The sequence below is a fragment of the Pseudomonas sp. CFII68 genome (assembly GCF_000416195.1).
GTDB lineage: Bacteria > Pseudomonadota > Gammaproteobacteria > Pseudomonadales > Pseudomonadaceae > Aquipseudomonas > Aquipseudomonas kilonensis.
The window spans coordinates 108,859-130,592 of record NZ_ATLN01000125.1; the positions used below are offsets into that span (position 1 = coordinate 108,859).

Sequence of the window (21,734 nt, forward strand, 5' to 3'; positions counted from 1 at the left end):
CCGGGATTCAACCCAAGGAAACATGATGAGCCTCGATCTGTTGGAACAAAGCCTCGGCCAACTGGCCTGCGACATTCCCGGTGCTACCCGTACCTTCCATCATTACAACCTCGACTTCTGTTGCGGCGGGCGAAAATCCTTGCGCGAAGCCGCGCTGGGCAAAGGCCTGAACCCGCTGCTGATCGCCGACGCCCTGCGCACCCTGCAAGCCGCCGGGGAGCTGGGCCATGACTGGCGCGACGAGCCCCAGGCGACCTTGATTGCCCACATCCTGGAGCGCTACCACGCGCGCCATCGCGAACAACTGCCGGAACTGATCCGCCTGGCCCGGCGCGTCGAGCAGGTCCACGGTGCGCGACCCAGTTGCCCGAACGGCCTGGCCGATCACCTGCAGGACATGTACCAGGAACTCGAAGGCCACATGCTCAAGGAAGAACAGGTACTGTTCCCGATGCTGCAACAAGGCCTCGGCGATCGGGCCTCGGCGCCGATCCAGGTGCTGCGCTACGAACACGACCAGCACGGTGAAGCCCTGGAAACCATGCTCGCCCTGACCGACCAGATCACCCCACCCGCCGACGCCTGCAACACCTGGCGCGCCCTGTATCGCGGGCTGGTGGAGTTTCGTGATGACCTGATGCAGCACATCCACCTGGAAAACAATGTGTTGTTCGTCAATGCGATGAAGCCTGCCCGCTGACCCTCAAACATTGGCCATTACTTCTGTGTTACTCCTGTGGGAGCAAAGCTTGCTCGCGATGGCGTAGTGTCAGTCAATATCAATGTTGACTGATTCACAGCCATCGCGAGCAAGCTTTGCTCCCACAGGCATTTGCAGCTCTCATTTGCACATTTGCACATTTGCAGCTCTAATTTGCCGCCCTCATCCGCAGCTCAAAACTGCCAATAGAACATCGCCTTCGCCAACACCACGATCAGCACCATGTGCCCGAGGATACTGCGCCGCAACCAGCAGGCGCGGCTGGGCGTCAGGCGACCGCTCTTGAGCCAGTACGCCAGCCACAAATAGTGACCGATGATGCTCAGCGCCAGCAGGATCTTCAGGCTCAGCAGCAGGCCGAAGCTGTTGCTCAACGGCTGGTTCAATGCGCCGCGATGCTGCCAGGCCAGGGCCATGCCGGCGCCGTACAGCACCAGCACGACGCCGTGCAGCACATGCCGCGAGCGCTGGGCGATGGCCTGGTCGGCAGCGTCCTTGACGCCTTGGGCCAAGGGCCGGCGGGCGCTATGCCAGATGAAGACCTCGAAAAACAGCGTGCCAATGAAAGCAATGGCCGCCAACAGGTGGGTAACCAGCAAGACCCCGTACATTATCGATTCCCTCTGCCCAACCGGCTCATCCCGGATGCCCATCCACCCGGGCCTTGAGCAGCATCGGCCCATAGCGCCAGGCGTATAGACCGAACGCCAGTGTCCAGCACAGCGCCGCCAGCCACAGCCCGGCCAACGGCAACAGCAGCACCAACAGCACGCGGCTCAGGCACGCCAGGTTCAACAGGATAAAGGCCAGGGTCATGCCCGCTGGTGGCTCAAGGGGGCGCCCGGTATGGCCCAGGCTGACACGGGCAATCATCGCCAGGATCAACCCGGCCATGGCGCCGATGGTCAGGCCATGCACCGCCAGGCTCGGGTTCACCGGCACGCCGAAGTGCCACAGCGCCATGCCCAGGCAGGCCACCGCCAGCCAGGCGTAGGCCAGGTGTAACGACCACAGCAGTGGCACCCGCCACAAATCCCGATCATGCCAACGCACCAGTCGAATCCCGTGGCCCACCGCCAACGCGGCGAACAACAGGCCGACCCAGACGCTGGCCACCAGCGCCGGACCGAAGGCATACAACAACGCCACCAGCGCCGACCCTGCCAGCAACAGGCGATCAAGCCACGGCCACGGGGCAACGCCCTCGACCCGTCCGAGGCCGCGCTGGGTAAAGAATGGAATCACGCGCCCGCCGATCAACCCCATCATTGCCGCCACCAGCCACAGGCCGGTGAGCACGCTCTGGCGTTGCAAGCCCTCGTTGTGCTGCACCAGGCCGTATACGGATAACCCATCGGCGGCGGCCAACAGCAGCAATACCAGCACAATCGGGTAATTGCGCTTCTGCCGCACACGCCACAACGTCACCCCCATCAACGCCGCGACCGCCAGGGCAAAACCCAGCTCCAGCAGCGTCAGTAACGGCCAGGGCGCATCCACCAACCAGGCCAGCCGCGCGCCCAGCCACAACAATGCCAGGGTTGCCAGGCGCTTGCCGCTGAGCCCCGGGGTTCCGGTCCAGGTTTGCACTGCCGTCAGCAGGAACCCGGCGATGATCGCCAGGCCGAAACCGAACAACAGTTCATGCCGGTGCCAGGCCAACCAGCCGCCGGCCGGCTGCCAGGCTGACAAGCGCCCGGTAAACGCCGCGAGCCAAAAGGGAATGGCCAGCAGCGCCAACACACAACCGGCCAGAAAGAATGGCCGAAACGCCAGGCGCCACAGCGGCGCGATGGCCATGGCCTTGCGACGGTCAAGCACTTGCATACATCACTCCTTTTGCCTCGCTGAACCGCCAGCGAGGTACAACAAACCAGGGTTCGAATGATCGGCTATCGACGCCGGCGGGCCTTGTCTCAGATCAAGCCAGCTCATCGGCAACCTCCCGTCTCGAACAGGTACTTGCAAGGGGCTTGCCGTTGTGGGAGCAAAGCTTGCTCGCGATGAAGACGCCGCGGTCTACAGCTGGCCCGCGTTATCGTTCATCGCGAGCAAGCTTTGCTCCCACAACGGCTCGCGCCCATAGAGACTGTAGCTGAATGGGGTATTAGTTACCCTTTCATGGTTGTTTTAACCCTGTCAGACCAGGGTCATTTTTACCCACCTCATCTTCAACACCCCAGGAATCAACGCCCGCAGGCATGGCCCGTCTCTTGCTCAGGCACGGCATCACCTTTCTTGTCGGGGTCCTCCATGAAATCCGTCGTTCTGCCGCTTACCTGGTTCGTCTTGCTTTCCTGCGTCGTGGCGCTTGCCAGCGGCCTGTCCCTGAGCCTGGTCTGACCCCGATCACCTCTTTCGCCCTTACAAGGATTCCATGCCATGGTGCTCCACCGCGTCCATCACCAGATTCTGCGCAGCCATCACCTGTTCGAGCCTTTGAACGAAGAAGAGCTCAACGAATTGATGAGCAACAGCCAACTGCTGAACATCGACAGGGGCGATCCGCTGTTCCGCCAGGGAGAACCGGCGCAGGCGTTTTACTTCGTGATTTCCGGCGCCGTGAAAATCTATCGGCTGACCCCGGACGGCCAGGAAAAGGTCTTCGAGGTGATCGGCGAGCGCCAGACCTTCGCCGAAGCCATGATGCTGATGGACACACCCAACTACGTCGCGTCCGCCGAAGCCGTCGGCCCGACCCAGGTCTACCGGTTGTCCAACGCCACTTACATGCGTCTGCTGCAAAGCAACAGCCGGCTGACCTTCGCCCTGCTCGGCAAGCTCTGTGTGCGCCTGCACCAACGGGTCAACGAGATTGAAACCCTGTCGCTGAAGAACGCCACGCACCGTGTGGTGCGCTACCTGCTGACGCAACTGGTGCGCCTGCAAACCGTGGACAGCCAGTTCGAACTGCCGATGGCCAAGCAGTTGATCGCCGGGCACTTGTCGATCCAGCCGGAAACTTTCTCGCGGATCATCCGGCGCCTGATCGATGAAAAAATCATCACCCAGGACGGTCGCCAGATCGCCATTCTCGATCGCCTGCGCCTGGAGCAATTCGAATGAGCGCGCAGCCCACTTGCCTGTATTGCCAACAGACCCAACCCGGTGATGCAACCGAATGCCGCCAGTGCGGCATGCCCCTGCCAGTCGAGGCCGCAAAGGCCGGCGAGCGCCGGTTGCGGCGCTTCACCTGGTTCTGTGTCGGCTTGACGATCTTCTGCATCGTCATGTTCTTCTGGCTGCCTCGCAGCATCGTCTGACCCCCTCAATCCTGAGTCAACTGCCGGTACAGCTGCGGTAAACGCAGCGGCAGTTGCTCGGGCTGGCGAATCAAGGTGTAGCCATTGGCCCCGAACATGTACGGCAGGTAATCCCCCGCTTCGCGATCAATGGTGATGCAGAACGGTGTCAGCCCTTGGCGCCGGGCTTCCAGCACTGCCTGGCGGGTGTCTTCCACACCGTAGCGTCCTTCGTAGAGGTCCAGGTCATTGGGTTTGCCGTCACTGAGCAGCAACAACAATTTGCGCCGCCGCTTGCAGCCAGCCAACCGTTGCGTGGCCTGGCGAATCGCCGCGCCCATGCGCGTGTAGTAACCGGGCTTGAGCCCCTGGATGCGTCCGCGGGTGTGGTCGTCATAACGCTGGTTGAAGGCCTTGAGTTCATGCATGCGCACCTGCTGGCGGCGCAAGGAAGAGAACCCGTACAAGGCAAAATCGTCTCCCAGTAGCGACAGGGTTTCGCCGAACAGCAACAGGCTGTCGCGGATCACGTCGATCACCCGGTGCTCGTCGTTGAGGTGGGCATCGGTGGACATCGACAGATCGGCCAGCAGCAGGCAGGCCAGGTCGCGGCGAGTCTGGCGCTGGTCCATGAACAGTCCGCGTTCGCTGCACTGCCCGTGCTGGCGCTCGACATGAAAGTCCAGCCAGGCTTGCAGATCCAGTTCCGAGCCTTGGGTTTGCTGGCGCAACCATTGGCGATCGTTGCGCAAGTGTTCGAACTGGCGACGCAAGCGCTGGGCCGAGCTTCGCAGGCGTGCGGGCAACGGCTGGGGCTGGCTATCGCGAGGGGTGAAGGTTTGCAGGCTGACGAAGTCGTCCTGCAGCCGTTGCTTGCGGTAATCCCATTCCGGCAACAGGATGCCTGCGCCCAACGGGATGTCATCCACATCGGCCGGCGGCAGGTCCAGGTGCAGTTTCAAACCACCGCCCTTGCGCAAGCGGGTGCGCGACAGGGTCAACTGATCCAAGTCCTCGGCGACGCGAGCGGCGTCCGGGTCTTCGCTGTCATCCGCCCAGCGATCCAGGTCCACGTGTTCGGTCCAGCTGAACAGGTTTTCCAGGCGCACGATCAGCAGCCCACCGTCACGGGTGGTGTCGTCGATTCGCTCGGCGCGCTTGCGCCCGCCCTGCTGTTCACCGGGCGGCGTCGCCAGGTATTGCTCGGACTCCTCAAGGTTGGCGGCCTGGGGATTGGCCAGGTGTTGGGGTGGGTATAGCCACAGCGGCAACGGCCAGGCCGCCCGCTCGCTGCGTGGAAAATGTTCGACACTGCCCGGTTCGCGCAAGGCTTGGCACAACGCCCGCTCCAGGGCGGCTTCGGCCGGGTTGAGCGTGGCCGGATCGGGGCGCAGGGACAGGTGCGCGTCCACCAGCCGCCGGTAGCGAGGGCGCAGCGCCGGATAGCGTTTCAACACCGCCAGGGTCCAGCGCTGATTGTCCCGCCCCCAGTGCTTCATCGGCCCCGACTGCGCGGCCAGCAAGGCGAGCCAGCGATACAGCTCTTCGTTGAGCCCGACATCGGGGAACGTCGCCAGGCTCGCCGGCAGCCGCAGGTTGTCGCCATCGCAACAGGCCAGGGGCACTTGCTTGCAGGTGCCGGCGATCTGCTGCAACAGGTTGCGCCGCAGCAACAGGTCACGGTCGCTGACCGCCTCCACCCCCAGGTGAGGCGCACCGCCGGTGGCGCGAAACAGCACCTGCAACGCGCGTTGCCGGGGAACCAGCTCGACCCGGGCCTCAGGAAAGTCAGCACTGGCCCGGCGGGTGATGAAACGGTGCCAGACACTGCCGACCCATTCTTCCAGCTCCAGGGTGAATGCCATGGTTATTTCCTCTTAAGCCGACCCCATTGTGGCGAGGGGATTCATGTGGGAGCAAAGCTTGCTCGCGAAACAGGCGCCTTGATCTCTGGAAGACCGCATCGCCCCCATCGCGGGCAAGCCTTGCTCCCACATGAATCCTCTCACCCCAAATGAGTCCGGCTCAGTAGTTGTGGTGATTTACGAAGGCACCACCGCCGCCGGTGCGCGCAGGGCCGCACGGCCACGTTGACGGAAGCTGAACAGGTAGCAGAGCAACCCGGCCAGGAACCCGACGCCGCTGACCAGCCGCGCCCAGAACAGCGGCTTCAAGTGATCCATCGTGGCCATGAATGGCAAGGCACTGCCATCCGTCATCCAGCGCTGCAACCAGACCTGGACGACACCGGCCGCGGTGAGGAACAAGGTGATCATCACCATCGACAAGGTCATCAACCAGAAGCCCCAGATCTCCAGGCGCTGCGAACGCTCGTCCGCCGCTTCACCCAAGCCCCGCAAGCGTGGCATGGCGTAGCTGATCAGCGTCATCACGATCATTGCGTAGGCACCGTAGAAGGCCAGGTGACCATGGGCCGCAGTCAGTTGCGAACCGTGGGTGTAGTAGTTGACCGGTGCCAGGGTGTGCAGGAAACCCCAGACGCCCGCGCCGAAGAACGCGGTGACCGTGGTGCCCTTGGCCCACAAGGTAGCGGCGCGGTTCGGGTGGTGCCGACGACGGTTCTTCACCATGCTGAAGGCGAAGACCACCATCGCCAGGAACGGCAGCGGTTCCAGTGCCGAGAAGATCGAGCCTACCCACAACCAGACCTCAGGCGCGCCAATCCAGAAGAAGTGGTGGCCGGTGCCGATGATCCCGGTGATCAACGCCATGGCGATAATCACGTAGAGCCATTTTTCCACCACTTCGCGGTCCACGCCGGTGATCTTGATCAGGACGAAAGCGAGCATCGAACCCATGATCAGTTCCCAGACGCCTTCCACCCAAAGATGCACCACCCACCACCAGTAGTATTTGTCGCGAGCGAGGTTTTCCGGGTTGTAGAAGGAGAACAGGAAGAACACTGCCAGGCCGATCAGCCCGGTCATCATCACCATGCTGACCGTGGTCTTGCGACCTTTGAGCAGGGTCATGCCGATGTTGTAGAGGAACCCCAGGCACACCACCACGATGCCCATCTTGGTGATGGTCGGCTGCTCCAGGAACTCGCGGCCCATGGTCGGCAGCAAGTCGTTGCCGGTGAACTTCGCCAGCGTCGCATAAGGCACCGAGAGGTAGCCCAGGATCGTCGCCACACCCGCGGCGGCGAACACCCAGAACAGCACGATCGCCAGTTTCGGGCTGTGCAGTTCGCGATCGGCCTCCTCCGGTATCAGGTAATACGCCGCGCCCATGAAGCCGAACAGCAGCCAGACGATCAGCAGGTTGGTGTGGACCATGCGGGCCACGTTGAAGGGGATCAGCGGGAACAGGAAGTCGCCGACCACGTATTGCAGGCCCATGATCAAACCGAACAACACCTGCCCCAGGAACAGCATCAGGGCAAACACGAAGTAGGGTTTGGCGACGGCCTGCGAGGCGAATTTCAGATGCGGATTAGCCATGCTCATCTCTCAGCCCTCCTTGTTTGGCGGCCAGCCATTGGTATTGATTTTCGAGCTCCATTTGAGGAACTCGGCGATGTCGTCGACTTCCTGCTCGCTCAGGTTGAACTGCGGCATGGCCCGACGACCCGGAACGTTCAGCGGCTGCATTTTCATCCAGGCCTGCAGGAACGGCTTGAAGGCTTCATCGCCGCCGCGACGGTTGACCACGTTGCCCAGCTCCGGCGCAAAGTACGCGCCCTCGCCCAGCAGGGTATGGCAGCCGATGCAGTTGTTGCGCTCCCAGACGCCCTTGCCGCGTATCACCGATTCCGTCAATTGCGCCTGGTTGCTGCGTTCTGGAAAGGTCTGTTCCGTGTGGTAGGTCAGGGCCAGGAATATCAGGAAAAAGAAGATGCTTCCCCCGAAATAAATATTCCTGGCCATGCCTTTGGTGAAGGTATCTGACATGGTCACTTCCTCATTGCTTGGCGTGTTCATTCTAGGAAGCAAGGGGTCGGAAACCGCTTGATGGCGATCAAGAATCTCCGATGGTTTTGGTGGGTTGTTCCGGGCAGATGAGCTTCGATCGTTCCCACGCTCCCGCGTGGGAACGCCGCCAGGGACGCTCCGCGTTCCGCTTCAGGAAGGTGACGCAGAGCGTCACGGGATGCATTCCCACGCAGAGCGTGGGAACGATCAGATCGCGAGTGAGATCGCAATCGCGAGCAGCGCCGCCCAGCTCAACACCAACCACCGCCACAATCGCGGCGCGTGGCGCAGTTCCATGAAGCCGTCGGCGATCAGCCAGGCCTTGGTCACCGCGACCACCAGGATGGCGATGGACACCAGCCCGGTAGCCGCGATCTGGCCCAGGGCAACGGTGCCGGTGCTCAGCACCGCCAGCGTCATCCAGCATGCAATCAAGACACGGGAAGCCGACATGAGCACCTCCGCTCAATCAAGGATGTAGACGACCGGGAACAGCAACACCCAGACCAGATCGACCATGTGCCAATACAGCACGCCGGATTCCAGCCCACTGTTACGCTGCGCCCCATAACGACGTCGCCGACACCCTTCGGCCAGCCAGGCGAGGATCACCATGCCCAGCAACACATGGAGAAAATGAAACGCGGTGAGGATCCAGTACAAGGTGAAGAACGTGTTGTGCTCCATCCCCAGGCCGTTCGCCAACAGATGGGCGTATTCCGTGAGCTTGATCCCCACATAGCCGCAGGCGAGCAACAAGGCCACCCACAACAACAGTGCGCCTCGACGCGGTCGGTCCTGCCTGACTTGCTCCTGGGCCAGGGCGGCGAACAGGCCAGCGGTCAGCAGGCTGAGGGTCATCGCCAGGCCCGTGGAGCGGTCCAGCAATTGCCGGCCTTCGCTGAAAGTCTGCGGATGCAACGCCTGGGCAACGGTGAACGCCAGGATCAACAGCGCGAACACCGACAGCTCGGCGAGGATGAAAAACCACATCGCCAGGTCCCCGGGCAAGCGTCGGGGCACGGCAACGGTTTCAGCCAAAGTGGACATCGACCACATCCATCAACGCGGCAACGGTTTGCGGGTCGTCGCTCAACGGCTCGGCCAGGCATGCCAGGCAGGCTTGGCGCGGGTCCATGCCGGAGCCAATCATGCGCGCGGCGAAAATCAGCAGGCGCGTCGAGGCGACCTCCTCCAGGTCGTGCTGGTCGAGCCGGCGCAGCGCCTGCCCCAATCGCACCACCTGGGCCGCCAGGGCCAGATCCACCCCCGCCTCGCGGGCGACGATGCGCTCTTCATCGGCCACCGCCGGATAGCCAAAGCGCATCGCCACGAAACGCTGGCGCGTGCTGGGCTTCATGCCCTTGAGCAGGTTCTGGTAACCGGGGTTGTACGACACCACCAGCATGAAGGACGGCGGCGCCTGCAGTACTTCGCCAGTGCGTTCCAGGTACAACTGCCGACGATCATCGGCCAGCGGGTGCAACACCACGGCCGTGTCCTGGCGCGCTTCGACCACCTCATCCAGATAACAGATGCCGCCCTCGCGCACCGCCCGGGTCAAGGGCCCGTCCTGCCACCAGGTGCCCTGGGCGCCGATCAGGTGACGGCCCACCAGGTCGGCCGCGCTCAAGTCATCGTGGCAGGCCACGGTGTACAGCGGCAGTTTCAGGCGGTGAGCCATGTGCTGGACGAAGCGGGTCTTGCCGCAGCCGGTCGGGCCTTTGATCAGCACCGGCATGCCGTGATGCCAGGCCTGTTCGAACAGCGCCTGCTCGTTGTCCTGGGGTTGATAAAAGGGTTCGTCGGGGTGCTGCAAAGTGTGGATAGCGTTCATGGCAAGGCCTGATCAGACAACACGATTGCAGGCCACGCTACGGTGCCCTGCGACAACCTGGCAAGGGCTGCGGCCGGCAAACTTGATCGCCGTCAAGCGGCTAACCACCGCCTCGGGCATAGCCTTGCAACGCACCAAGAACCTGCGCGCCGAACGTCAATTACAGCGCAGCGCGGGTCACGCCTGAGGAGAAATGGAATGCTGATCAGCCACAAAAAATCGTGGGCCCTGCGGGTCACGGCGCTGTGTACAGCGCTGGCCGCCCCCCACGCCTTCGCCGACCAAACCGCTGCGCCGGAACAACCCCGCGTGGTCAAGACCGAAGGCGCGCCCGACCTGAGCCAGGCCGACTTCGACTCGGCCAAGGAAATCTACTTCCAGCGCTGCGCCGGCTGCCACGGCGTGCTTCGCAAAGGCGCCACCGGCAAGCCGCTGACACCCGACATCACCCAATCGCGCGGCCAGGCCTACCTGGAGGCGCTGATCACCTACGGCTCGGCCGCTGGCATGCCGAACTGGGGCACGTCCAATGCCCTGACCAAAGACCAGATCACGGTGATGGCCAAGTTCATCCAGCACACCCCACCGACCCCTCCGGAATGGGGCATGGCCGAAACCCGCAAGACCTGGAAAGTGCTGGTCAAACCCGAAGACCGGCCGACCAGGCAACTCAGCACCCTCAACCTGCAGAACCTGTTCTCGGTGACCCTGCGCGACGACGGCAAGATTGCCCTGATCGACGGCGACAGCAAGAAGATCGTCAAGCTGATCGACACCGGTTATGCGGTGCACATCTCGCGCATCTCGGCCTCGGGTCGCTACCTGCTGGTAATCGGCCGGGACGCCAAGATCGACATGATCGACCTGTGGCCGAAAGAGCCGACCAAGGTCGCGGAAATCAAGGTGGGTATCGAGGCCCGCTCGGTGGAAACCTCCAAGTTCAAGGGCTACGAGGACAAGTACACCATCGCCGGTTCCTACTGGCCGCCGCAGTTCACCATCATGGACGGCGAGACCCTGGAGCCCAAGCAGATCGTCTCGACCCGCGGCATGACCGTCGACACCCAGCAATACCATCCCGAGCCTCGGGTCGCGGCCATCATCGCCTCCCACGAATGGCCGGAGTTCATCGTCAACGTCAAGGAAACCGGCAAGGTGATGCTGGTCAACTACCAGGACATCAAGAACCTCACCATCACCAGCATCGACGCCGCGCCGTTCCTGCATGACGGCGGTTGGGACAGCAGCCATCGGTACTTCATGACGGCCGCCAACAACTCCAACAAGGTCGCGGTGATCGACTCCAAGGAGCGCAAGCTCACCGCCCTGGTGGACGTTGGCAAGACCCCGCACCCGGGACGCGGCGCCAACTTCAACCACCCCCTCTACGGACCGGTCTGGGCCACCAGCCACTTGGGCGATGCCGGGGTTTCGCTGATCGGCACCGACCCGGTCAAGCACCCCCAATACGCCTGGAAACAGGTCGGTTCGCTCCAGGGCCAGGGGGGCGGCTCGTTGTTCATCAAGACTCATCCCGCGTCCCGTCACCTGTATGTCGACACCACCCTCAGCCCGGACGCCAAGCTCAGCCAGTCGGTGGCGGTGTTCAACATCGACAAGCTCGACGCCGGCTACACCGTGCTGCCGATTGCCGAGTACGCCGGTATCAAGAAAGGCGCGCTGCGTGTGGTGCAACCGGAATACAACAAGGCCGGCGACGAGGTCTGGTTCTCGGTCTGGAGTGGCCAGGAAGACGAGTCGGCGCTGGTGGTGATCGACGACAAGACCCTCAAGGTCAAGAACGTGATCAAGGACAAACGCCTGATCACCCCAACCGGAAAATTCAACGTCTACAACACCCAACACGACATCTATTGAGCCCCATCAATAAGAGGAAAAACCATGAAGCCTATTCTGATTGCCTTGGCCTTGACTGCCGCCTACAGCCTGCCGGCGTTGGCCCAAGACGGCCCGACGTTGTTCAAGAGCAAGCCCTGCGCGGCCTGCCACGCCATCGACACCAAGGTGGTGGGTCCGGCGCTCAAGGAGGTCGCGGCAAAAAACGCCGGCGTCGCCGGAGCACAGGATTTACTCGCCAAGCACATCAAGGAAGGTACGCAAGGCAACTGGGGACCGATGCCGATGCCGGCCAACCCCGTGACGGACGAGGAAGCCAAGATCCTGGCGGCGTGGGTCTTGACCCTTAAATAACACATCCCTGTAGCGAGGAAATTCATGTGGCATGGGATTGATGTGGGAGCAAGGCTTGCCCGCGATGGGGGCGATGCGGTCTTTCAGAAATCAAGGCGGCTGTTTCGCGAGCAAGCTTTGCTCCCACATCAATCCCCTCACCACAGGGGCCGCGCCCAACTTTATTTCTTGTTCAGGAGGACGTCATGGAACGACACAGCTCTGCAACCTTGATAACCACCCTCCTCTTTGTTTTCTCTTCCTGCGTGCTGGCCGCTCCCGACAGCCAGCGCCAGGCCCAATTGCAACACCTGCTGGACCAGGACTGTGGCGCCTGCCACGGCCTGTACATGACCGGCGGCCTCGGCCCACCCCTGACCCACGAAGCCCTGGCCGGAAAATCCCGCGACAGCCTCATCGCCACCGTCTCCCTCGGACGGCCCGGCAGCGCCATGCCCGGTTGGGCACCGTTGCTCGCGCCCGACGACATTCGCTGGCTGGTGGACCGGCTCCTTCAAGGAAAACCCGCCTCATGATCCGTTCTTTCCTCTCCTCCACCGCCATCGCCCTGCTGCTCTGCGGTTGCGCCCAGACACCGTTGCGCGGCACCGGCGATTTGGGCGTGGTGGTGGAGCGCGCCACCGGCAGCCTGCAAATCATTGAAAGCGACACCCGCACCGCCCTGGGCCGCGTCGAAGGCCTGGGCGACTTGTCCCACGCCTCGGTGGTGTTCTCCCGCGACCAGCGCTATGCCTACGTGTTCGGTCGCGATGGGGGCCTGAGCAAAGTCGACCTGCTGGGCGCACGCATCGAACGCCGGATCATCCAGGGCGGCAACAGCATCGGCGGCGCAATCAGCCAGGATGGGAAGCTGATCGCCGTCTCCAACTACGAGCCCGGCGGCGTCAAGGTGTTCGACGCCCAGACCCTGGAACAGGTCGCCGACATCCCGGCCACACCGTTGTCCGGCGGACAAAAGCGCTCACGGGTGGTCGGTTTGGTGGACGCGCCAGGGCAACGCTTCGTGTTCAGCCTGTTCGACACGGGCGAGATCTGGACCGCCGACTTCAGCCAAGGCCTCACCCCGCGCATCGAGCGTTTCACCGCCATCGGCCAGCAACCCTACGACGCCCTGATCACCCCGGACGGGCGTTATTACATGGCCGGGCTGTTCGGTGAAGACGGCATGGCCCAACTCGATCTCTGGCACCCGGAGCGCGGGGTGAAACGGGTACTGGGCCATTACGGCCGCGGCCAGGCGCGGCTCCCGGTGTACAAGATGCCGCATCTGGAGGGCTGGGCCCTGGCCGACCAGCAAGCCTTCGTGCCTGCCGTCGGGCATCACCAGGTATTGGTGATGAACGCCCAGGATTGGCAACAGACCGACGCCATCGCCGTGGCCGGTCAACCAGTGTTCGTCACGGCGCGTCCGGACGGTCGGCAGCTGTGGGTCAACTTTGCCTACCCGGACAACGACCGCGTCCAGGTCATCGACACCCAGACCCACGCCATCGTCGCCGACCTGCGGCCAGGACCGGCGGTGCTGCACATGGAGTTCACCGCGCGGGGTGACCAGTTGTGGCTGTCCGCCCGGGATGGTGGTCAGGTGCAGGTCTGGGATCCTTATCGCCTCGAACGCCTGGGCAGCCTGCCGGCCCTGAGCCCGAGCGGCATTTTCTTCAGCAGTCGCGCGCACAAGCCGGGGTTCTGACCATGACTTCCAGCTCACTGGCCCGGCGCCTGATCGATCAATTCCAGCATGGCCTGCCGTTGTGCGCCGAGCCCTATCGGGCCATGGCCGAGACCTTGGGCTGCAGCGAAGCCCAGGTCATCGACTGCCTGCAACACCTGCAAGTGGCCGGGACCTTATCGCGGGTCGGCCCGGTGTTCGAACACACCCGGGCCGGGGCCAGCACCCTGGCCGCCCTGGCCGTGCCCGAAGACCGCTTGCACCAGGTGGCCGCACGCATCAGCCAATACCCGGAAGTCAATCACAACTATGCCCGCGAACATCGCTACAACCTGTGGTTCGTGCTGACCGGCCCCAACCGTGCCCACCTGGAAAACATCCTCCAGGAACTGGAGAACGACACCGGTCTCACGCCACTGGACCTGCCCATGCTGACCGCCTACCGCATCGACCTGGGCTTTGCCCTGGAGGCCACCCCATGAAAAACGCCCTGAGCGAACAACAGTCACTGGCACTGCGCCGTTTGCTGGAAACCGGCCTGCCCCTGACATCGCGTCCCTTCCAGGCCCTGGCCGAGCAGATCGAGGCCAGTGAGCCGCAGGTGCTCGAGCAGGTGCAGCATTGGCATGAACAGGGGCTGTTCCGCCGTGTCGGCCTGGTGGTCAACCATCGCGCCTTGGGGTTTGCCGCCAACGCCATGCTGGTGCTGGACGTGCCGGACGCCTTGGTCGATGAAGTCGGCCGACGCCTCGGACAAGCACCGGGCATCAGCCTTTGCTACCAACGCCCCAGGCGCCTGCCCCAGTGGCAATACAACCTGTTCTGCATGATTCACGGTCGCCAGCGTGACCGTGTCGAGACCCAGGTTCAGGCGTTGCTGGAAGAACACCAGTTGGACGACCTGCCCCACCAGTTGCTGTTCAGCACGCACCTGTTCAAGCAATGCGGCGGACGTTTCGCCGCCCCGGCCGGAGCCCGTATCGATGGATGACCTCGACCGTCGCCTGATCAATCGGCTGCAACTGGGCCTGCCGCTGGTGCGTCACCCTTGGCAGGCCCTGGCCCAGGAACTGGACAGCAGCAGCACCGAATTGCTCGACCGCCTGCATGAGTTGCTCAACGACGGGGTCCTCACCCGCTTCGGTCCGATGTTCGACATCGATCGCCTGGGCGGTGCGTTCACCCTGGCGGCGCTGGCGGTGCCCGAACCGCGCTTCGAGGCCATCGCCGAGCTGCTCGCGGACATGCCCGAGGTCGCCCACAACTACCGCCGCGAGCACACCTGGAACATGTGGTTCGTGCTCGCCTGCCCCAGCGAACAGGCGATCAACGACACCCTGCTGCACATTGAACACCTGACCGGCCTGGTGCCGCTGAACCTGCCCAAAGAGGAGACCTACCATGTCGGCCTGTATTTCCCCGTCTGAGTCTTTGTGGCAAGCGCCGCCACGGCTGGATGAAACACCGTTGGCGCTGCGCCTGGTGGAACTGACCCAGGCCGGCCTGCCCTTGCTCGAAGACCCCTGGGCCTGGCTGGCCGAACAACTGGAACTGAGTGTGGAATCCACCCTCGACCTGCTCAAACGCCTGCAGGCCGAGGGTGCGATCCGCCGCATTGCCGCCGTGCCCAATCACTATCGCCTGGGCTATCGCCACAACGGCATGACGGTCTGGGACGTGGCCGATGCCGACATTTCGCGTCTCGGCGCCCTGCTGGGGGCTCAGCCCTTCGTCAGCCACTGCTACCGGCGCCCGCGCCGGCCCGGCTGGCGCTACAACCTGTTCGCCATGGTCCATGGCCGTAGCCGCGAAGAAATCGACAGCTACCGCGAACACCTGCGCTACCTGCTGGGGGACGCCTGCGCCGCCGACGACATGCTGGTGAGCAGCCGCATCCTGAAAAAAACCGGCCTGCGCCTGTCACCTGTGGGAGCAAAGCTTGCTCGCGAAACAAGCGCCTCGGTTCCTGAAGAACCCCATCGGCTTCATCGCGGGCAAGCCTTGCTCCCACGGAGCGACTTATGTTGAGGATCAGCCGCATCCTGAAAAAAACCGGCCTGCGCCTGTCACCTGTGGGAGCAAAGCTTGCTCGCGAAACAGGGGCGTCGGTTTTATGAAGGACCGCATCGGTTTCATCGCGGGCAAGCCTTGCTCCCACCAAGCCTTGCTCCCACATCAAAGGAGCACCTTATGTTGAGACCGGCCTGCGCCTGGCGCCTGTGGGAGCAAAGCTTGCTCGCGAAACAGGCGCCTCGGTTTCTGAGAGACCGCATCGGCTTCATCGCGGGCAAGCCTTGCTCCCACAGATCCCCTTGCCAATAGCAAGCTCCCCCGCCACAGTCATTGACCTGCCTTCGCCTCCTGCAGCAGTTGCTGGATCACCTGTTCCTGCTCGCCATAGCGTCCTTCGCCAAAGTGGCTGTAGCGCACCTGCCCCTTGGCATCGATGAAGTAATGAGCCGGCCAGTACTGATTGTTGAAGGCGCGCCAGATCGCATACTGATTGTCGATCGCCACCGGGTAGTGGATGTCCAGCTTGCGCACCTGCTCGCGGACGTTGTCGATGATCTTCTCGTAGCCGTACTCCGGGGTGTGGACACCGATCACTACCAAGCCGTCCTTTTCATACTTCTTCGCCCAACCGTTCACATAGGGCAAGGTGTGCTGGCAGTTGATGCAGTCGTAGGTCCAGAAGTCCACCAGCACCACCTTGCCCTTGAGTGATTCGCTGCTCAGCGGGGGCGAGTTCAGCCATTGCACCGCGCCGTCCAGCGCAGGCATGGCGCCCTGGGATTCGAGGGCCGGCATGGAACTTGCGCCAGCCTTGCTCACCACATAGTCGAGGGCCTTGGGCACGTTCTCTAGCAGGCTTTTTTCCAAGCTGGCCGATTGTTGGGAGGAAGTCGCCGCCAACAAGCGGTCATCCGCCCCCGTGCCAATCGCCACGGCCGCCAGCAACACCACCGCTCCCGTCCCCCGGCGCAGCCAAGTGGTGATCGGCAGCGAGAGTTTCAGGCGTCCGACCAGTCCGCGCCCGGCCAGGATCAGCGTCCCCAGGGACAAGGCACTGCCCAGGCCATAGGCGAGCAACAGCAGGCTGGTTTGTGCGCTGGCGCCTTGCAGCATGGCCCCGGTCAGGATCACCCCGAGTATCGGTCCGGCGCACGGTGCCCAGAGCAGCCCGGTGGCGACCCCGATCAGCACTGAAGCCACAGGCCCGGCCATCCGCCCGGCACCGGCGTCCAGGCGATTGCCCAGGCTGACCAGCGGCCGCGCCAGCCAGGTGCCGACCCGACTGAAGATCAGCGACAAGGCAAACACCACCATCACCACCAAGGCGACTTGCCGGCCGACGCTGCTGGCGCGCAGCACCCACTCGCTGCTGACGACCGCCAGGCTGGAGACCAGGGCAAACGTCAGGACCATGCCGCCGAGGGTCAGCAGCACCGAGCCACGGGAGCGCTCGGCCCGGGCGAACAGAAACGGCACCACCGGAAGAATGCAGGGGCTGAGGATCGTCAGGACCCCGCCGAGAAAAGCGATCAGAAGCATGGCAACACCTCAATGGTAGGTAGATAGAACACACCAAATCGGGCAGCGCCTCTGTGGGAGCAAAGCTTGCTCGCGACGCAGGCGCCTCGATTACTGGCAATCACCGCGTCATCGTTTATCGCGAGCAAGCTTTGCTCCCACAGGTTTACTGTCACAAGTTGGCTTCCACGGCGACTCAGTTACCGTCATTGCAGTTATCGGAAAGCTTGCGATAGTCCAGCGCCTGTTTGTGGCCTGCCGAATCCAGGTAGGTCATGTGGGCGTTGACCACGCCGCAGGTCGGCTCGGCGTCTTCGCTAAGGGACAGCACCTTCTGGACGTCCAGGTGGGTGCCGTAGGTGTAGGTTTGCGCCGGCACGTTGCTTTCGGCCCGGGCCGACAGGGTGCAGATGTTCAGTGCGGCGAAAAGGCAGGCGGCGTAGAGGGCTTTGGTGTTCATGGCGATTCCTCGATTCAATGGGGGGTTATCTGCCGAGGCCTGTTGTGTCGCCTCGATGGGTGCCATTGAATGCCGCGCAGGTATCGCACCTGTATCGAGCCAGGTGGCTTTTTGCATCGCTGTGTATCCGTCCCGCGCCAGATACACTGCAATACAAACCGCCGCGAGCCCGGCCGGCCGGCGCCTGTAGACTGCTCACAACGAAACGCCGAGGAGCTGGACACCATGGATCATGTCGATCACGTGTTGATAGTGGATGACGATCGCGAGATCAGAGAGCTGGTTGGCAACTACCTGAAAAAGAACGGCCTGCGCACCACTGTCGTTGCCGATGGCCGGCAAATGCGCGCCTTCCTGGAAACCACTCCGGTGGACCTGATCGTGCTGGACATCATGATGCCCGGCGACGACGGCCTGGTGCTGTGCCGGGAGCTGCGGGCCGGCAAGCACAAGGCCACGCCGGTACTGATGCTCACCGCGCGCAACGACGAAACCGACCGCATCATCGGCCTGGAAATGGGCGCCGACGATTACCTGGTCAAGCCCTTCGCCGCCCGTGAGCTGCTGGCCCGTATCAATGCCGTGCTGCGCCGCACCCGCATGCTGCCGCCCAACCTGGTGGTCACCGAGAGCGGTCGCCTGCTGGCGTTCGGACGCTGGCGCCTGGACACCACCGCCCGCCACCTGCTGGACACCGACGGCACCATGGTTGCCTTGAGCGGCGCCGAATATCGTTTGTTGCGGGTCTTCCTCGACCATCCGCAACGGGTGCTCAACCGCGACCAGTTGCTTAACCTGACCCAGGGCCGGGACGCCGACCTGTTCGATCGCTCCATCGATTTGCTGGTCAGCCGCCTGCGCCAGCGCCTGCTGGACGACGCCCGGGAGCCGGCCTACATCAAGACCGTGCGCAGCGAAGGCTACGTGTTCTCGCTGCCGGTGGAGATCCTTGAGGCCTCGGTATGAGCCTGTCGTTGCGCTGGCCGCGGACGCTGGCCTCGAGGCTGTCGCTGATCTTCCTGATCGGCCTGATCCTGGCCCAGGGGCTGTCCTTCGGCGTCCAGTACTACGAGCGCTACCAGAGCGCCAAGTCGACCATGCTCGGCAACCTGGAAACCGATGTTTCGACCTCCGTCGCCATTCTTGACCGCCTGCCTGCCGCCGAACGCCAGGCCTGGCTGCCGAAACTCGCCCGGCGCAACTATGGCTACCTGCTCGACGAAGGCCAGGCCGGCCAACCGATGGATCTGGCCGACGCGCCGATCTCGGTCAGTTCAATCCAGGAAGCCATCGGCCAGGCCTATGGCCTGACGTTCAAACAGATTCCCGGGCCAAAAATGCACTATCAGGCGCACCTGCGCCTGGGGGACGGCAGCCCGCTGACCATCGACGTTCGCCCGGCGATGACGCCCCTCTCCCCCTGGCTGCCGATGGTATTGCTGGGGCAACTGGCGCTGTTGATCGGCTGCACCTGGCTGGCCGTTCGCCTCGCCGTCGGCCCACTGACCCGGCTGGCCCAAGCGGTGGAAACTCTAGACCCGAACGCCCACGGTGTACGCCTGGACGAGAAAGGCCCGACCGAAGTGGTGCATGCCGCCAAAGCGTTCAACGCCATGCAGGACCGCATCGCTGCCTACCTCAAGGAGCGCATGCAGTTGCTGGCGGCGATTTCCCACGACTTGCAGACGCCCATCACGCGCATGAAGCTGCGCGCCGAATTCATGGACGAGGGGATCGAGAAGGACAAGCTGTGGAGCGACTTGAGCGAAATGGAGCACCTGGTGCGTGAAGGCGTGGCCTATGCCCGCAGCATCCACGGCGCCACCGAGGCCAGTTGCCGGATCAGCCTGGATGCGTTCCTCGACAGCCTGGTGTTCGACTACCAGGACACTGGCAAGGATGTGCAACTGTCCGGGAAAAACGCCGCCGTCATCGACACCCGCCCCCATGCCCTGCGGCGGGTGCTGGTCAATCTGGTGGACAACGCCTTGAAATTTGGTGGCGCGGCGCAGATCCAGGTGCAACTCGCCGACAACGGGCAATTGGCGATCCAGGTCCTGGACCGCGGCCCCGGGATCAACGAGCAGGAACTGGCCGAGGTGCTCAAGCCGTTCTACCGGGTGGAAAGCTCACGCAACCGGGAAACCGGCGGCACCGGCCTGGGCTTGGCCATCGCCCAGCAACTGGCGATCGCCATGGGCGGTTCACTGACCCTGAGCAACCGCGACGGCGGCGGCCTGTGCGCCGAGTTGCGCCTGGCATTCGCAAGCTGACACAGCCCCTGTGGGAGCGGGCTTGCTCGCGATGGCGGCCTTGACCGTCGGCTGGGATGTTGTTGGCTGGGTACATATCCATTGCTGCGGTAACGGCTGCTTAGGGTTCCGCTCTTACAGCGGGTCACTTTTGGAAGAGCGCCAAAAGTAACCAAAAACGCTTTGCCCCACCACTCGGTGCCTCGCCTAGGCTCGGCATGCCCGAACGAAGGCATTGCTCCGTGGGCCCGCCGCGAAGGGCCATCCATGGCCCAGCGCGGCTATCCCGGCATCCATGCCGGGATACCCACTCCACAATGCCTGCGTTCGGCCATCGTGGTTAACGGGGCGCCCGAGATCAACGTCCACCGCGAGGCGGCCTAGTAGCCGACCTGGCTCTCCCGGTCGTACACCCATCAGATCTGTTTGAGCAGGACCTGTGGGAGCAAAGCTTGCTCGCGATAGCGGTGTATCTGCCAGCACCTGTTCAACTGACCTGACGCCATCGCGAGCAAGCTCGCTCCCACAGGGGTTGGATTTGGATGCGGTTTTGTATGCCAGTGTGTCTGCGGATGATCGGCATACACAAACTTGCACAGTCCTGCGTTGCGGACACACCCCGCTTACACCTGTTTGAAAGACTCCCCCCTGTTCCCGGTTGCTGTCACGACCGGGTCTCACCATCCAAGGAGCCTTTACATGCCTATCGCAACTGCATCCCCCTTTCGTTATCAGGGCTGGTCGCTGTTCAGCCTGCTCGCCGCCCTGGTGCTGTTGATGACCGGGTTGATCCTGGTGCTCAACCCAGACCTGACCGAAGGCGTGCGCAGCGCCATTCGCGCCACGGCGCGCTCGTCCTTCATTTTGTTCCTGCTGGCCTTCACCGCCTCGGCATTCGCGGTGCTGGTGCCCTCGCCCCTGGGCCGGTCGCTGGTGCGTGAACGGCGCTTCATCGGGCTGGCCTTTGCGTTTTCCCATCTGGTCCATGCCGTGCTGATCTACAGCTACGGCCAGCTCAATCCCGAGTTCTGGCCCGGCCGCACCACCCTTGGCAACGTGCCAGGTACCGTGGGCTACGTGTTCATCCTGCTGCTGGCGCTGACCTCGTTCAAAAGCACCACGCGCCTGATCGGTTTCAGGGCCTGGAAGCGCCTGCACGTCACCGGCATGTGGGTGCTGGCGGCGATCTTTGCTTATTCCAACTTCAAACGCATCCCCATGAGCGCCTGGTATGTGCTGCCCTTCGGCCTGATCTGCGCCGCCACCGCCATCCGCCTGGTGGGCAAGCTGGCCCAGGCCACCCAGCGACGCCAACGGCCGCCACACGCGGCTTGAGCCCAGGGGAATCGATCATGTATTCAAACGCCTTGAAAACGCTGCACCTTCATCTCGATCACGCAGGTGCATGGCTCGCGCCGCTGGGCCTGCGCCTGTTCCTGGCCTGGGAGTTCTTCGAGTCCGGCCTGGAGAAATGGAACGGCGAGAACTGGTTCGCCGAGATCCAGTCCGCCTTCCTGTTCCCCTTCAACCATGTGCCGGCCCAGTGGAACTGGGAACTGGCGATGTGGGCCGAACTGATCGGCGCCATCGCCCTGTTGATCGGCCTGGGTACGCGCCTGTCGGCGCTGGCGCTGATCGTCGTCACCGTGGTGGCGACTGCCGCCGTGCACTGGCCGGCGGATTGGTCAAGCTTGAGCGAACTGGCCCAGGGCTATGGGATTACCAACAAGGGACATGGCAACTTCAAGCTGCCGTTGATCTACCTGGTGGCGTTGCTGCCGTTGCTGTTGCAGGGGGCTGGGAAGTTGAGCGTGGATGCGCTGCTGAAGATCGGTGTGCACCAGCGAAACAAGGCCTGACAAAAATCCCTTGTGGG

At 63.2% G+C, this 21,734-nt stretch carries 25 protein-coding genes; 15 read left to right on the forward strand and 10 right to left on the reverse strand.

The window, feature by feature from the left end:
- Window positions 1-25: 25 nt before the first annotated feature.
- Window positions 26-700 carry an iron-sulfur cluster repair protein YtfE gene (gene ytfE, locus CFII68_RS02175; RefSeq protein ID WP_018613459.1) on the forward strand — a complete coding sequence of 225 codons (675 nt, stop codon included), beginning with the start codon at window positions 26-28 and terminating at the stop codon, window positions 698-700.
- A gap of 194 nt (window positions 701-894) precedes the next feature.
- Here ytfE and CFII68_RS02170 read toward each other — a convergent pair whose 3' ends face one another.
- Window positions 895-1,332, reverse strand: coding sequence for a hypothetical protein (locus CFII68_RS02170; protein ID WP_018613461.1), 438 nt, complete (start codon window positions 1,330-1,332; stop codon window positions 895-897).
- 25 nt (window positions 1,333-1,357) lie between these two features.
- Window positions 1,358-2,548, reverse strand: coding sequence for an NnrS family protein (locus CFII68_RS02165; RefSeq protein ID WP_018613464.1), 1,191 nt, complete (start codon window positions 2,546-2,548; stop codon window positions 1,358-1,360).
- Window positions 2,549-3,103: 555 nt separating this feature from the next.
- Here CFII68_RS02165 and CFII68_RS02155 point away from each other — a divergent pair.
- The gene (locus tag CFII68_RS02155; RefSeq protein ID WP_003202487.1) at window positions 3,104-3,787 is read left to right on the forward strand and encodes a Crp/Fnr family transcriptional regulator; all 684 of its coding nucleotides are present in this window, start codon (window positions 3,104-3,106) and stop codon (window positions 3,785-3,787) included.
- Window positions 3,784-3,984 carry a hypothetical protein gene (locus tag CFII68_RS02150; protein ID WP_018613469.1) on the forward strand — a complete coding sequence of 67 codons (201 nt, stop codon included), beginning with the start codon at window positions 3,784-3,786 and terminating at the stop codon, window positions 3,982-3,984. The genes CFII68_RS02155 and CFII68_RS02150 overlap by 4 nt, the downstream gene beginning before the upstream one ends.
- 5 nt (window positions 3,985-3,989) lie before the next feature.
- Here the strand turns inward: CFII68_RS02150 and CFII68_RS02145 are convergent, their stop codons facing one another.
- The 6 genes from CFII68_RS02145 to CFII68_RS02120 all read right to left on the reverse strand — a co-directional run bounded on the left by CFII68_RS02145 (window position 3,990) and on the right by CFII68_RS02120 (window position 9,735).
- Window positions 3,990-5,828, reverse strand: a complete 1,839-nt coding sequence (locus CFII68_RS02145) for a nitric oxide reductase activation protein NorD (RefSeq protein WP_018613471.1) — start codon at window positions 5,826-5,828, stop codon at window positions 3,990-3,992.
- A 177-nt stretch (window positions 5,829-6,005) separates the two neighbouring features.
- Complete coding sequence (locus CFII68_RS02140; RefSeq protein WP_018613473.1) at window positions 6,006-7,433, reverse strand: cbb3-type cytochrome c oxidase subunit I; 1,428 nt, start codon at window positions 7,431-7,433, stop codon at window positions 6,006-6,008.
- Between the two features lie 3 nt (window positions 7,434-7,436).
- Window positions 7,437-7,877 (reverse strand): cytochrome c, encoded by a 441-nt coding sequence (locus CFII68_RS02135; RefSeq protein WP_003202495.1) that lies wholly within the window; start codon window positions 7,875-7,877, stop codon window positions 7,437-7,439.
- 228 nt (window positions 7,878-8,105) lie between these two features.
- The gene (locus CFII68_RS02130; protein WP_018613481.1) at window positions 8,106-8,351 is read right to left on the reverse strand and encodes a cytochrome C oxidase subunit IV family protein; all 246 of its coding nucleotides are present in this window, start codon (window positions 8,349-8,351) and stop codon (window positions 8,106-8,108) included.
- A gap of 12 nt (window positions 8,352-8,363) precedes the next feature.
- The gene (locus CFII68_RS02125) at window positions 8,364-8,948 is read right to left on the reverse strand and encodes a cytochrome c oxidase subunit 3 family protein (RefSeq protein ID WP_018613483.1); all 585 of its coding nucleotides are present in this window, start codon (window positions 8,946-8,948) and stop codon (window positions 8,364-8,366) included.
- Window positions 8,932-9,735 carry a CbbQ/NirQ/NorQ/GpvN family protein gene (locus CFII68_RS02120; protein ID WP_018613485.1) on the reverse strand — a complete coding sequence of 268 codons (804 nt, stop codon included), beginning with the start codon at window positions 9,733-9,735 and terminating at the stop codon, window positions 8,932-8,934. The genes CFII68_RS02125 and CFII68_RS02120 overlap by 17 nt, the downstream gene beginning before the upstream one ends.
- 198 nt (window positions 9,736-9,933) lie before the next feature.
- On the opposite strand from CFII68_RS02120, the gene CFII68_RS02115 reads away from it, so the two are divergent.
- The 8 genes from CFII68_RS02115 (at window position 9,934) to CFII68_RS02080 (ending at window position 15,643) form a co-directional block, all read left to right on the forward strand.
- Window positions 9,934-11,613, forward strand: coding sequence for a cytochrome D1 domain-containing protein (locus CFII68_RS02115; protein ID WP_014339158.1), 1,680 nt, complete (start codon window positions 9,934-9,936; stop codon window positions 11,611-11,613).
- Window positions 11,614-11,637: 24 nt separating this feature from the next.
- Window positions 11,638-11,946: a c-type cytochrome gene (locus CFII68_RS02110; protein ID WP_018613488.1), complete on the forward strand. Its 309-nt coding sequence runs from the start codon at window positions 11,638-11,640 to the stop codon at window positions 11,944-11,946.
- 185 nt (window positions 11,947-12,131) lie between these two features.
- Window positions 12,132-12,461, forward strand: coding sequence for a cytochrome c (locus CFII68_RS02105; RefSeq protein ID WP_018613490.1), 330 nt, complete (start codon window positions 12,132-12,134; stop codon window positions 12,459-12,461).
- A complete protein-coding gene (locus tag CFII68_RS02100) occupies window positions 12,458-13,636 on the forward strand; it encodes a cytochrome D1 domain-containing protein (protein WP_018613491.1) in 1,179 nt (392 codons plus the stop codon). Before CFII68_RS02105 ends, CFII68_RS02100 begins: the two co-directional genes overlap by 4 nt.
- 2 nt (window positions 13,637-13,638) lie before the next feature.
- Window positions 13,639-14,097 carry an Lrp/AsnC family transcriptional regulator gene (locus CFII68_RS02095; RefSeq protein ID WP_018613493.1) on the forward strand — a complete coding sequence of 153 codons (459 nt, stop codon included), beginning with the start codon at window positions 13,639-13,641 and terminating at the stop codon, window positions 14,095-14,097.
- Window positions 14,094-14,606: an Lrp/AsnC family transcriptional regulator gene (locus tag CFII68_RS02090; protein ID WP_014339153.1), complete on the forward strand. Its 513-nt coding sequence runs from the start codon at window positions 14,094-14,096 to the stop codon at window positions 14,604-14,606. Before CFII68_RS02095 ends, CFII68_RS02090 begins: the two co-directional genes overlap by 4 nt.
- Window positions 14,599-15,042, forward strand: a complete 444-nt coding sequence (locus CFII68_RS02085; protein WP_018613495.1) for an Lrp/AsnC family transcriptional regulator — start codon at window positions 14,599-14,601, stop codon at window positions 15,040-15,042. The genes CFII68_RS02090 and CFII68_RS02085 overlap by 8 nt, the downstream gene beginning before the upstream one ends.
- Window positions 15,017-15,643 (forward strand): Lrp/AsnC family transcriptional regulator, encoded by a 627-nt coding sequence (locus CFII68_RS02080; RefSeq protein WP_018613497.1) that lies wholly within the window; start codon window positions 15,017-15,019, stop codon window positions 15,641-15,643. Before CFII68_RS02085 ends, CFII68_RS02080 begins: the two co-directional genes overlap by 26 nt.
- A gap of 312 nt (window positions 15,644-15,955) precedes the next feature.
- Here the strand turns inward: CFII68_RS02080 and CFII68_RS02075 are convergent, their stop codons facing one another.
- Together CFII68_RS02075 and CFII68_RS02070 are read right to left on the reverse strand one after the other, a co-directional pair.
- Entirely contained in the window at window positions 15,956-17,167 is a 1,212-nt protein-coding gene (locus tag CFII68_RS02075) for a cytochrome c biogenesis protein DipZ (RefSeq protein ID WP_018613499.1), read from the reverse strand.
- Window positions 17,168-17,342: 175 nt separating this feature from the next.
- Window positions 17,343-17,606 (reverse strand): DUF2790 domain-containing protein, encoded by a 264-nt coding sequence (locus CFII68_RS02070; protein ID WP_018613502.1) that lies wholly within the window; start codon window positions 17,604-17,606, stop codon window positions 17,343-17,345.
- A gap of 225 nt (window positions 17,607-17,831) precedes the next feature.
- Between CFII68_RS02070 and CFII68_RS02065 the strand changes: the two genes are divergently transcribed.
- The 4 genes from CFII68_RS02065 (at window position 17,832) to CFII68_RS02050 (ending at window position 21,717) form a co-directional block, all read left to right on the forward strand.
- Window positions 17,832-18,572: a response regulator gene (locus CFII68_RS02065; RefSeq protein WP_003202589.1), complete on the forward strand. Its 741-nt coding sequence runs from the start codon at window positions 17,832-17,834 to the stop codon at window positions 18,570-18,572.
- A complete protein-coding gene (locus tag CFII68_RS02060; RefSeq protein WP_018613504.1) occupies window positions 18,569-19,879 on the forward strand; it encodes an ATP-binding protein in 1,311 nt (436 codons plus the stop codon). The genes CFII68_RS02065 and CFII68_RS02060 overlap by 4 nt, the downstream gene beginning before the upstream one ends.
- A gap of 678 nt (window positions 19,880-20,557) precedes the next feature.
- Window positions 20,558-21,193, forward strand: coding sequence for a ferric reductase-like transmembrane domain-containing protein (locus CFII68_RS02055; protein WP_018613506.1), 636 nt, complete (start codon window positions 20,558-20,560; stop codon window positions 21,191-21,193).
- Window positions 21,194-21,210: 17 nt separating this feature from the next.
- The gene (locus tag CFII68_RS02050) at window positions 21,211-21,717 is read left to right on the forward strand and encodes a DoxX family protein (RefSeq protein ID WP_018613507.1); all 507 of its coding nucleotides are present in this window, start codon (window positions 21,211-21,213) and stop codon (window positions 21,715-21,717) included.
- The last annotated feature ends 17 nt before the right edge of the window (window positions 21,718-21,734 follow it).

What these genes read in the sequence shown, in the direction of transcription:
- CFII68_RS02145 (WP_018613471.1), bottom strand. Translation starts at nt 5,828, where the DNA reads ATGGCATTCACCCTGGAGCTGGAAGAATGGGTCGGCAGTGTCTGGCAC.
- ytfE (WP_018613459.1), top strand. Translation starts at nt 26, where the DNA reads ATGAGCCTCGATCTGTTGGAACAAAGCCTCGGCCAACTGGCCTGCGAC.
- CFII68_RS02060 (WP_018613504.1), top strand. Translation starts at nt 18,569, where the DNA reads ATGAGCCTGTCGTTGCGCTGGCCGCGGACGCTGGCCTCGAGGCTGTCG.
- CFII68_RS02110 (WP_018613488.1), top strand. Translation starts at nt 11,638, where the DNA reads ATGAAGCCTATTCTGATTGCCTTGGCCTTGACTGCCGCCTACAGCCTG.
- CFII68_RS02170 (WP_018613461.1), bottom strand. Translation starts at nt 1,332, where the DNA reads ATGTACGGGGTCTTGCTGGTTACCCACCTGTTGGCGGCCATTGCTTTC.
- CFII68_RS02090 (WP_014339153.1), top strand. Translation starts at nt 14,094, where the DNA reads ATGAAAAACGCCCTGAGCGAACAACAGTCACTGGCACTGCGCCGTTTG.
- CFII68_RS02080 (WP_018613497.1), top strand. Translation starts at nt 15,017, where the DNA reads ATGTCGGCCTGTATTTCCCCGTCTGAGTCTTTGTGGCAAGCGCCGCCA.
- CFII68_RS02135 (WP_003202495.1), bottom strand. Translation starts at nt 7,877, where the DNA reads ATGTCAGATACCTTCACCAAAGGCATGGCCAGGAATATTTATTTCGGG.
- CFII68_RS02050 (WP_018613507.1), top strand. Translation starts at nt 21,211, where the DNA reads ATGTATTCAAACGCCTTGAAAACGCTGCACCTTCATCTCGATCACGCA.
- CFII68_RS02065 (WP_003202589.1), top strand. Translation starts at nt 17,832, where the DNA reads ATGGATCATGTCGATCACGTGTTGATAGTGGATGACGATCGCGAGATC.
- CFII68_RS02140 (WP_018613473.1), bottom strand. Translation starts at nt 7,433, where the DNA reads ATGAGCATGGCTAATCCGCATCTGAAATTCGCCTCGCAGGCCGTCGCC.
- CFII68_RS02070 (WP_018613502.1), bottom strand. Translation starts at nt 17,606, where the DNA reads ATGAACACCAAAGCCCTCTACGCCGCCTGCCTTTTCGCCGCACTGAAC.
- CFII68_RS02120 (WP_018613485.1), bottom strand. Translation starts at nt 9,735, where the DNA reads ATGAACGCTATCCACACTTTGCAGCACCCCGACGAACCCTTTTATCAA.
- CFII68_RS02155 (WP_003202487.1), top strand. Translation starts at nt 3,104, where the DNA reads ATGGTGCTCCACCGCGTCCATCACCAGATTCTGCGCAGCCATCACCTG.
- CFII68_RS02125 (WP_018613483.1), bottom strand. Translation starts at nt 8,948, where the DNA reads ATGTCCACTTTGGCTGAAACCGTTGCCGTGCCCCGACGCTTGCCCGGG.
- CFII68_RS02055 (WP_018613506.1), top strand. Translation starts at nt 20,558, where the DNA reads ATGCCTATCGCAACTGCATCCCCCTTTCGTTATCAGGGCTGGTCGCTG.
- CFII68_RS02085 (WP_018613495.1), top strand. Translation starts at nt 14,599, where the DNA reads ATGGATGACCTCGACCGTCGCCTGATCAATCGGCTGCAACTGGGCCTG.
- CFII68_RS02150 (WP_018613469.1), top strand. Translation starts at nt 3,784, where the DNA reads ATGAGCGCGCAGCCCACTTGCCTGTATTGCCAACAGACCCAACCCGGT.
- CFII68_RS02105 (WP_018613490.1), top strand. Translation starts at nt 12,132, where the DNA reads ATGGAACGACACAGCTCTGCAACCTTGATAACCACCCTCCTCTTTGTT.
- CFII68_RS02075 (WP_018613499.1), bottom strand. Translation starts at nt 17,167, where the DNA reads ATGCTTCTGATCGCTTTTCTCGGCGGGGTCCTGACGATCCTCAGCCCC.
- CFII68_RS02130 (WP_018613481.1), bottom strand. Translation starts at nt 8,351, where the DNA reads ATGTCGGCTTCCCGTGTCTTGATTGCATGCTGGATGACGCTGGCGGTG.
- CFII68_RS02100 (WP_018613491.1), top strand. Translation starts at nt 12,458, where the DNA reads ATGATCCGTTCTTTCCTCTCCTCCACCGCCATCGCCCTGCTGCTCTGC.
- CFII68_RS02165 (WP_018613464.1), bottom strand. Translation starts at nt 2,548, where the DNA reads ATGCAAGTGCTTGACCGTCGCAAGGCCATGGCCATCGCGCCGCTGTGG.
- CFII68_RS02095 (WP_018613493.1), top strand. Translation starts at nt 13,639, where the DNA reads ATGACTTCCAGCTCACTGGCCCGGCGCCTGATCGATCAATTCCAGCAT.
- CFII68_RS02115 (WP_014339158.1), top strand. Translation starts at nt 9,934, where the DNA reads ATGCTGATCAGCCACAAAAAATCGTGGGCCCTGCGGGTCACGGCGCTG.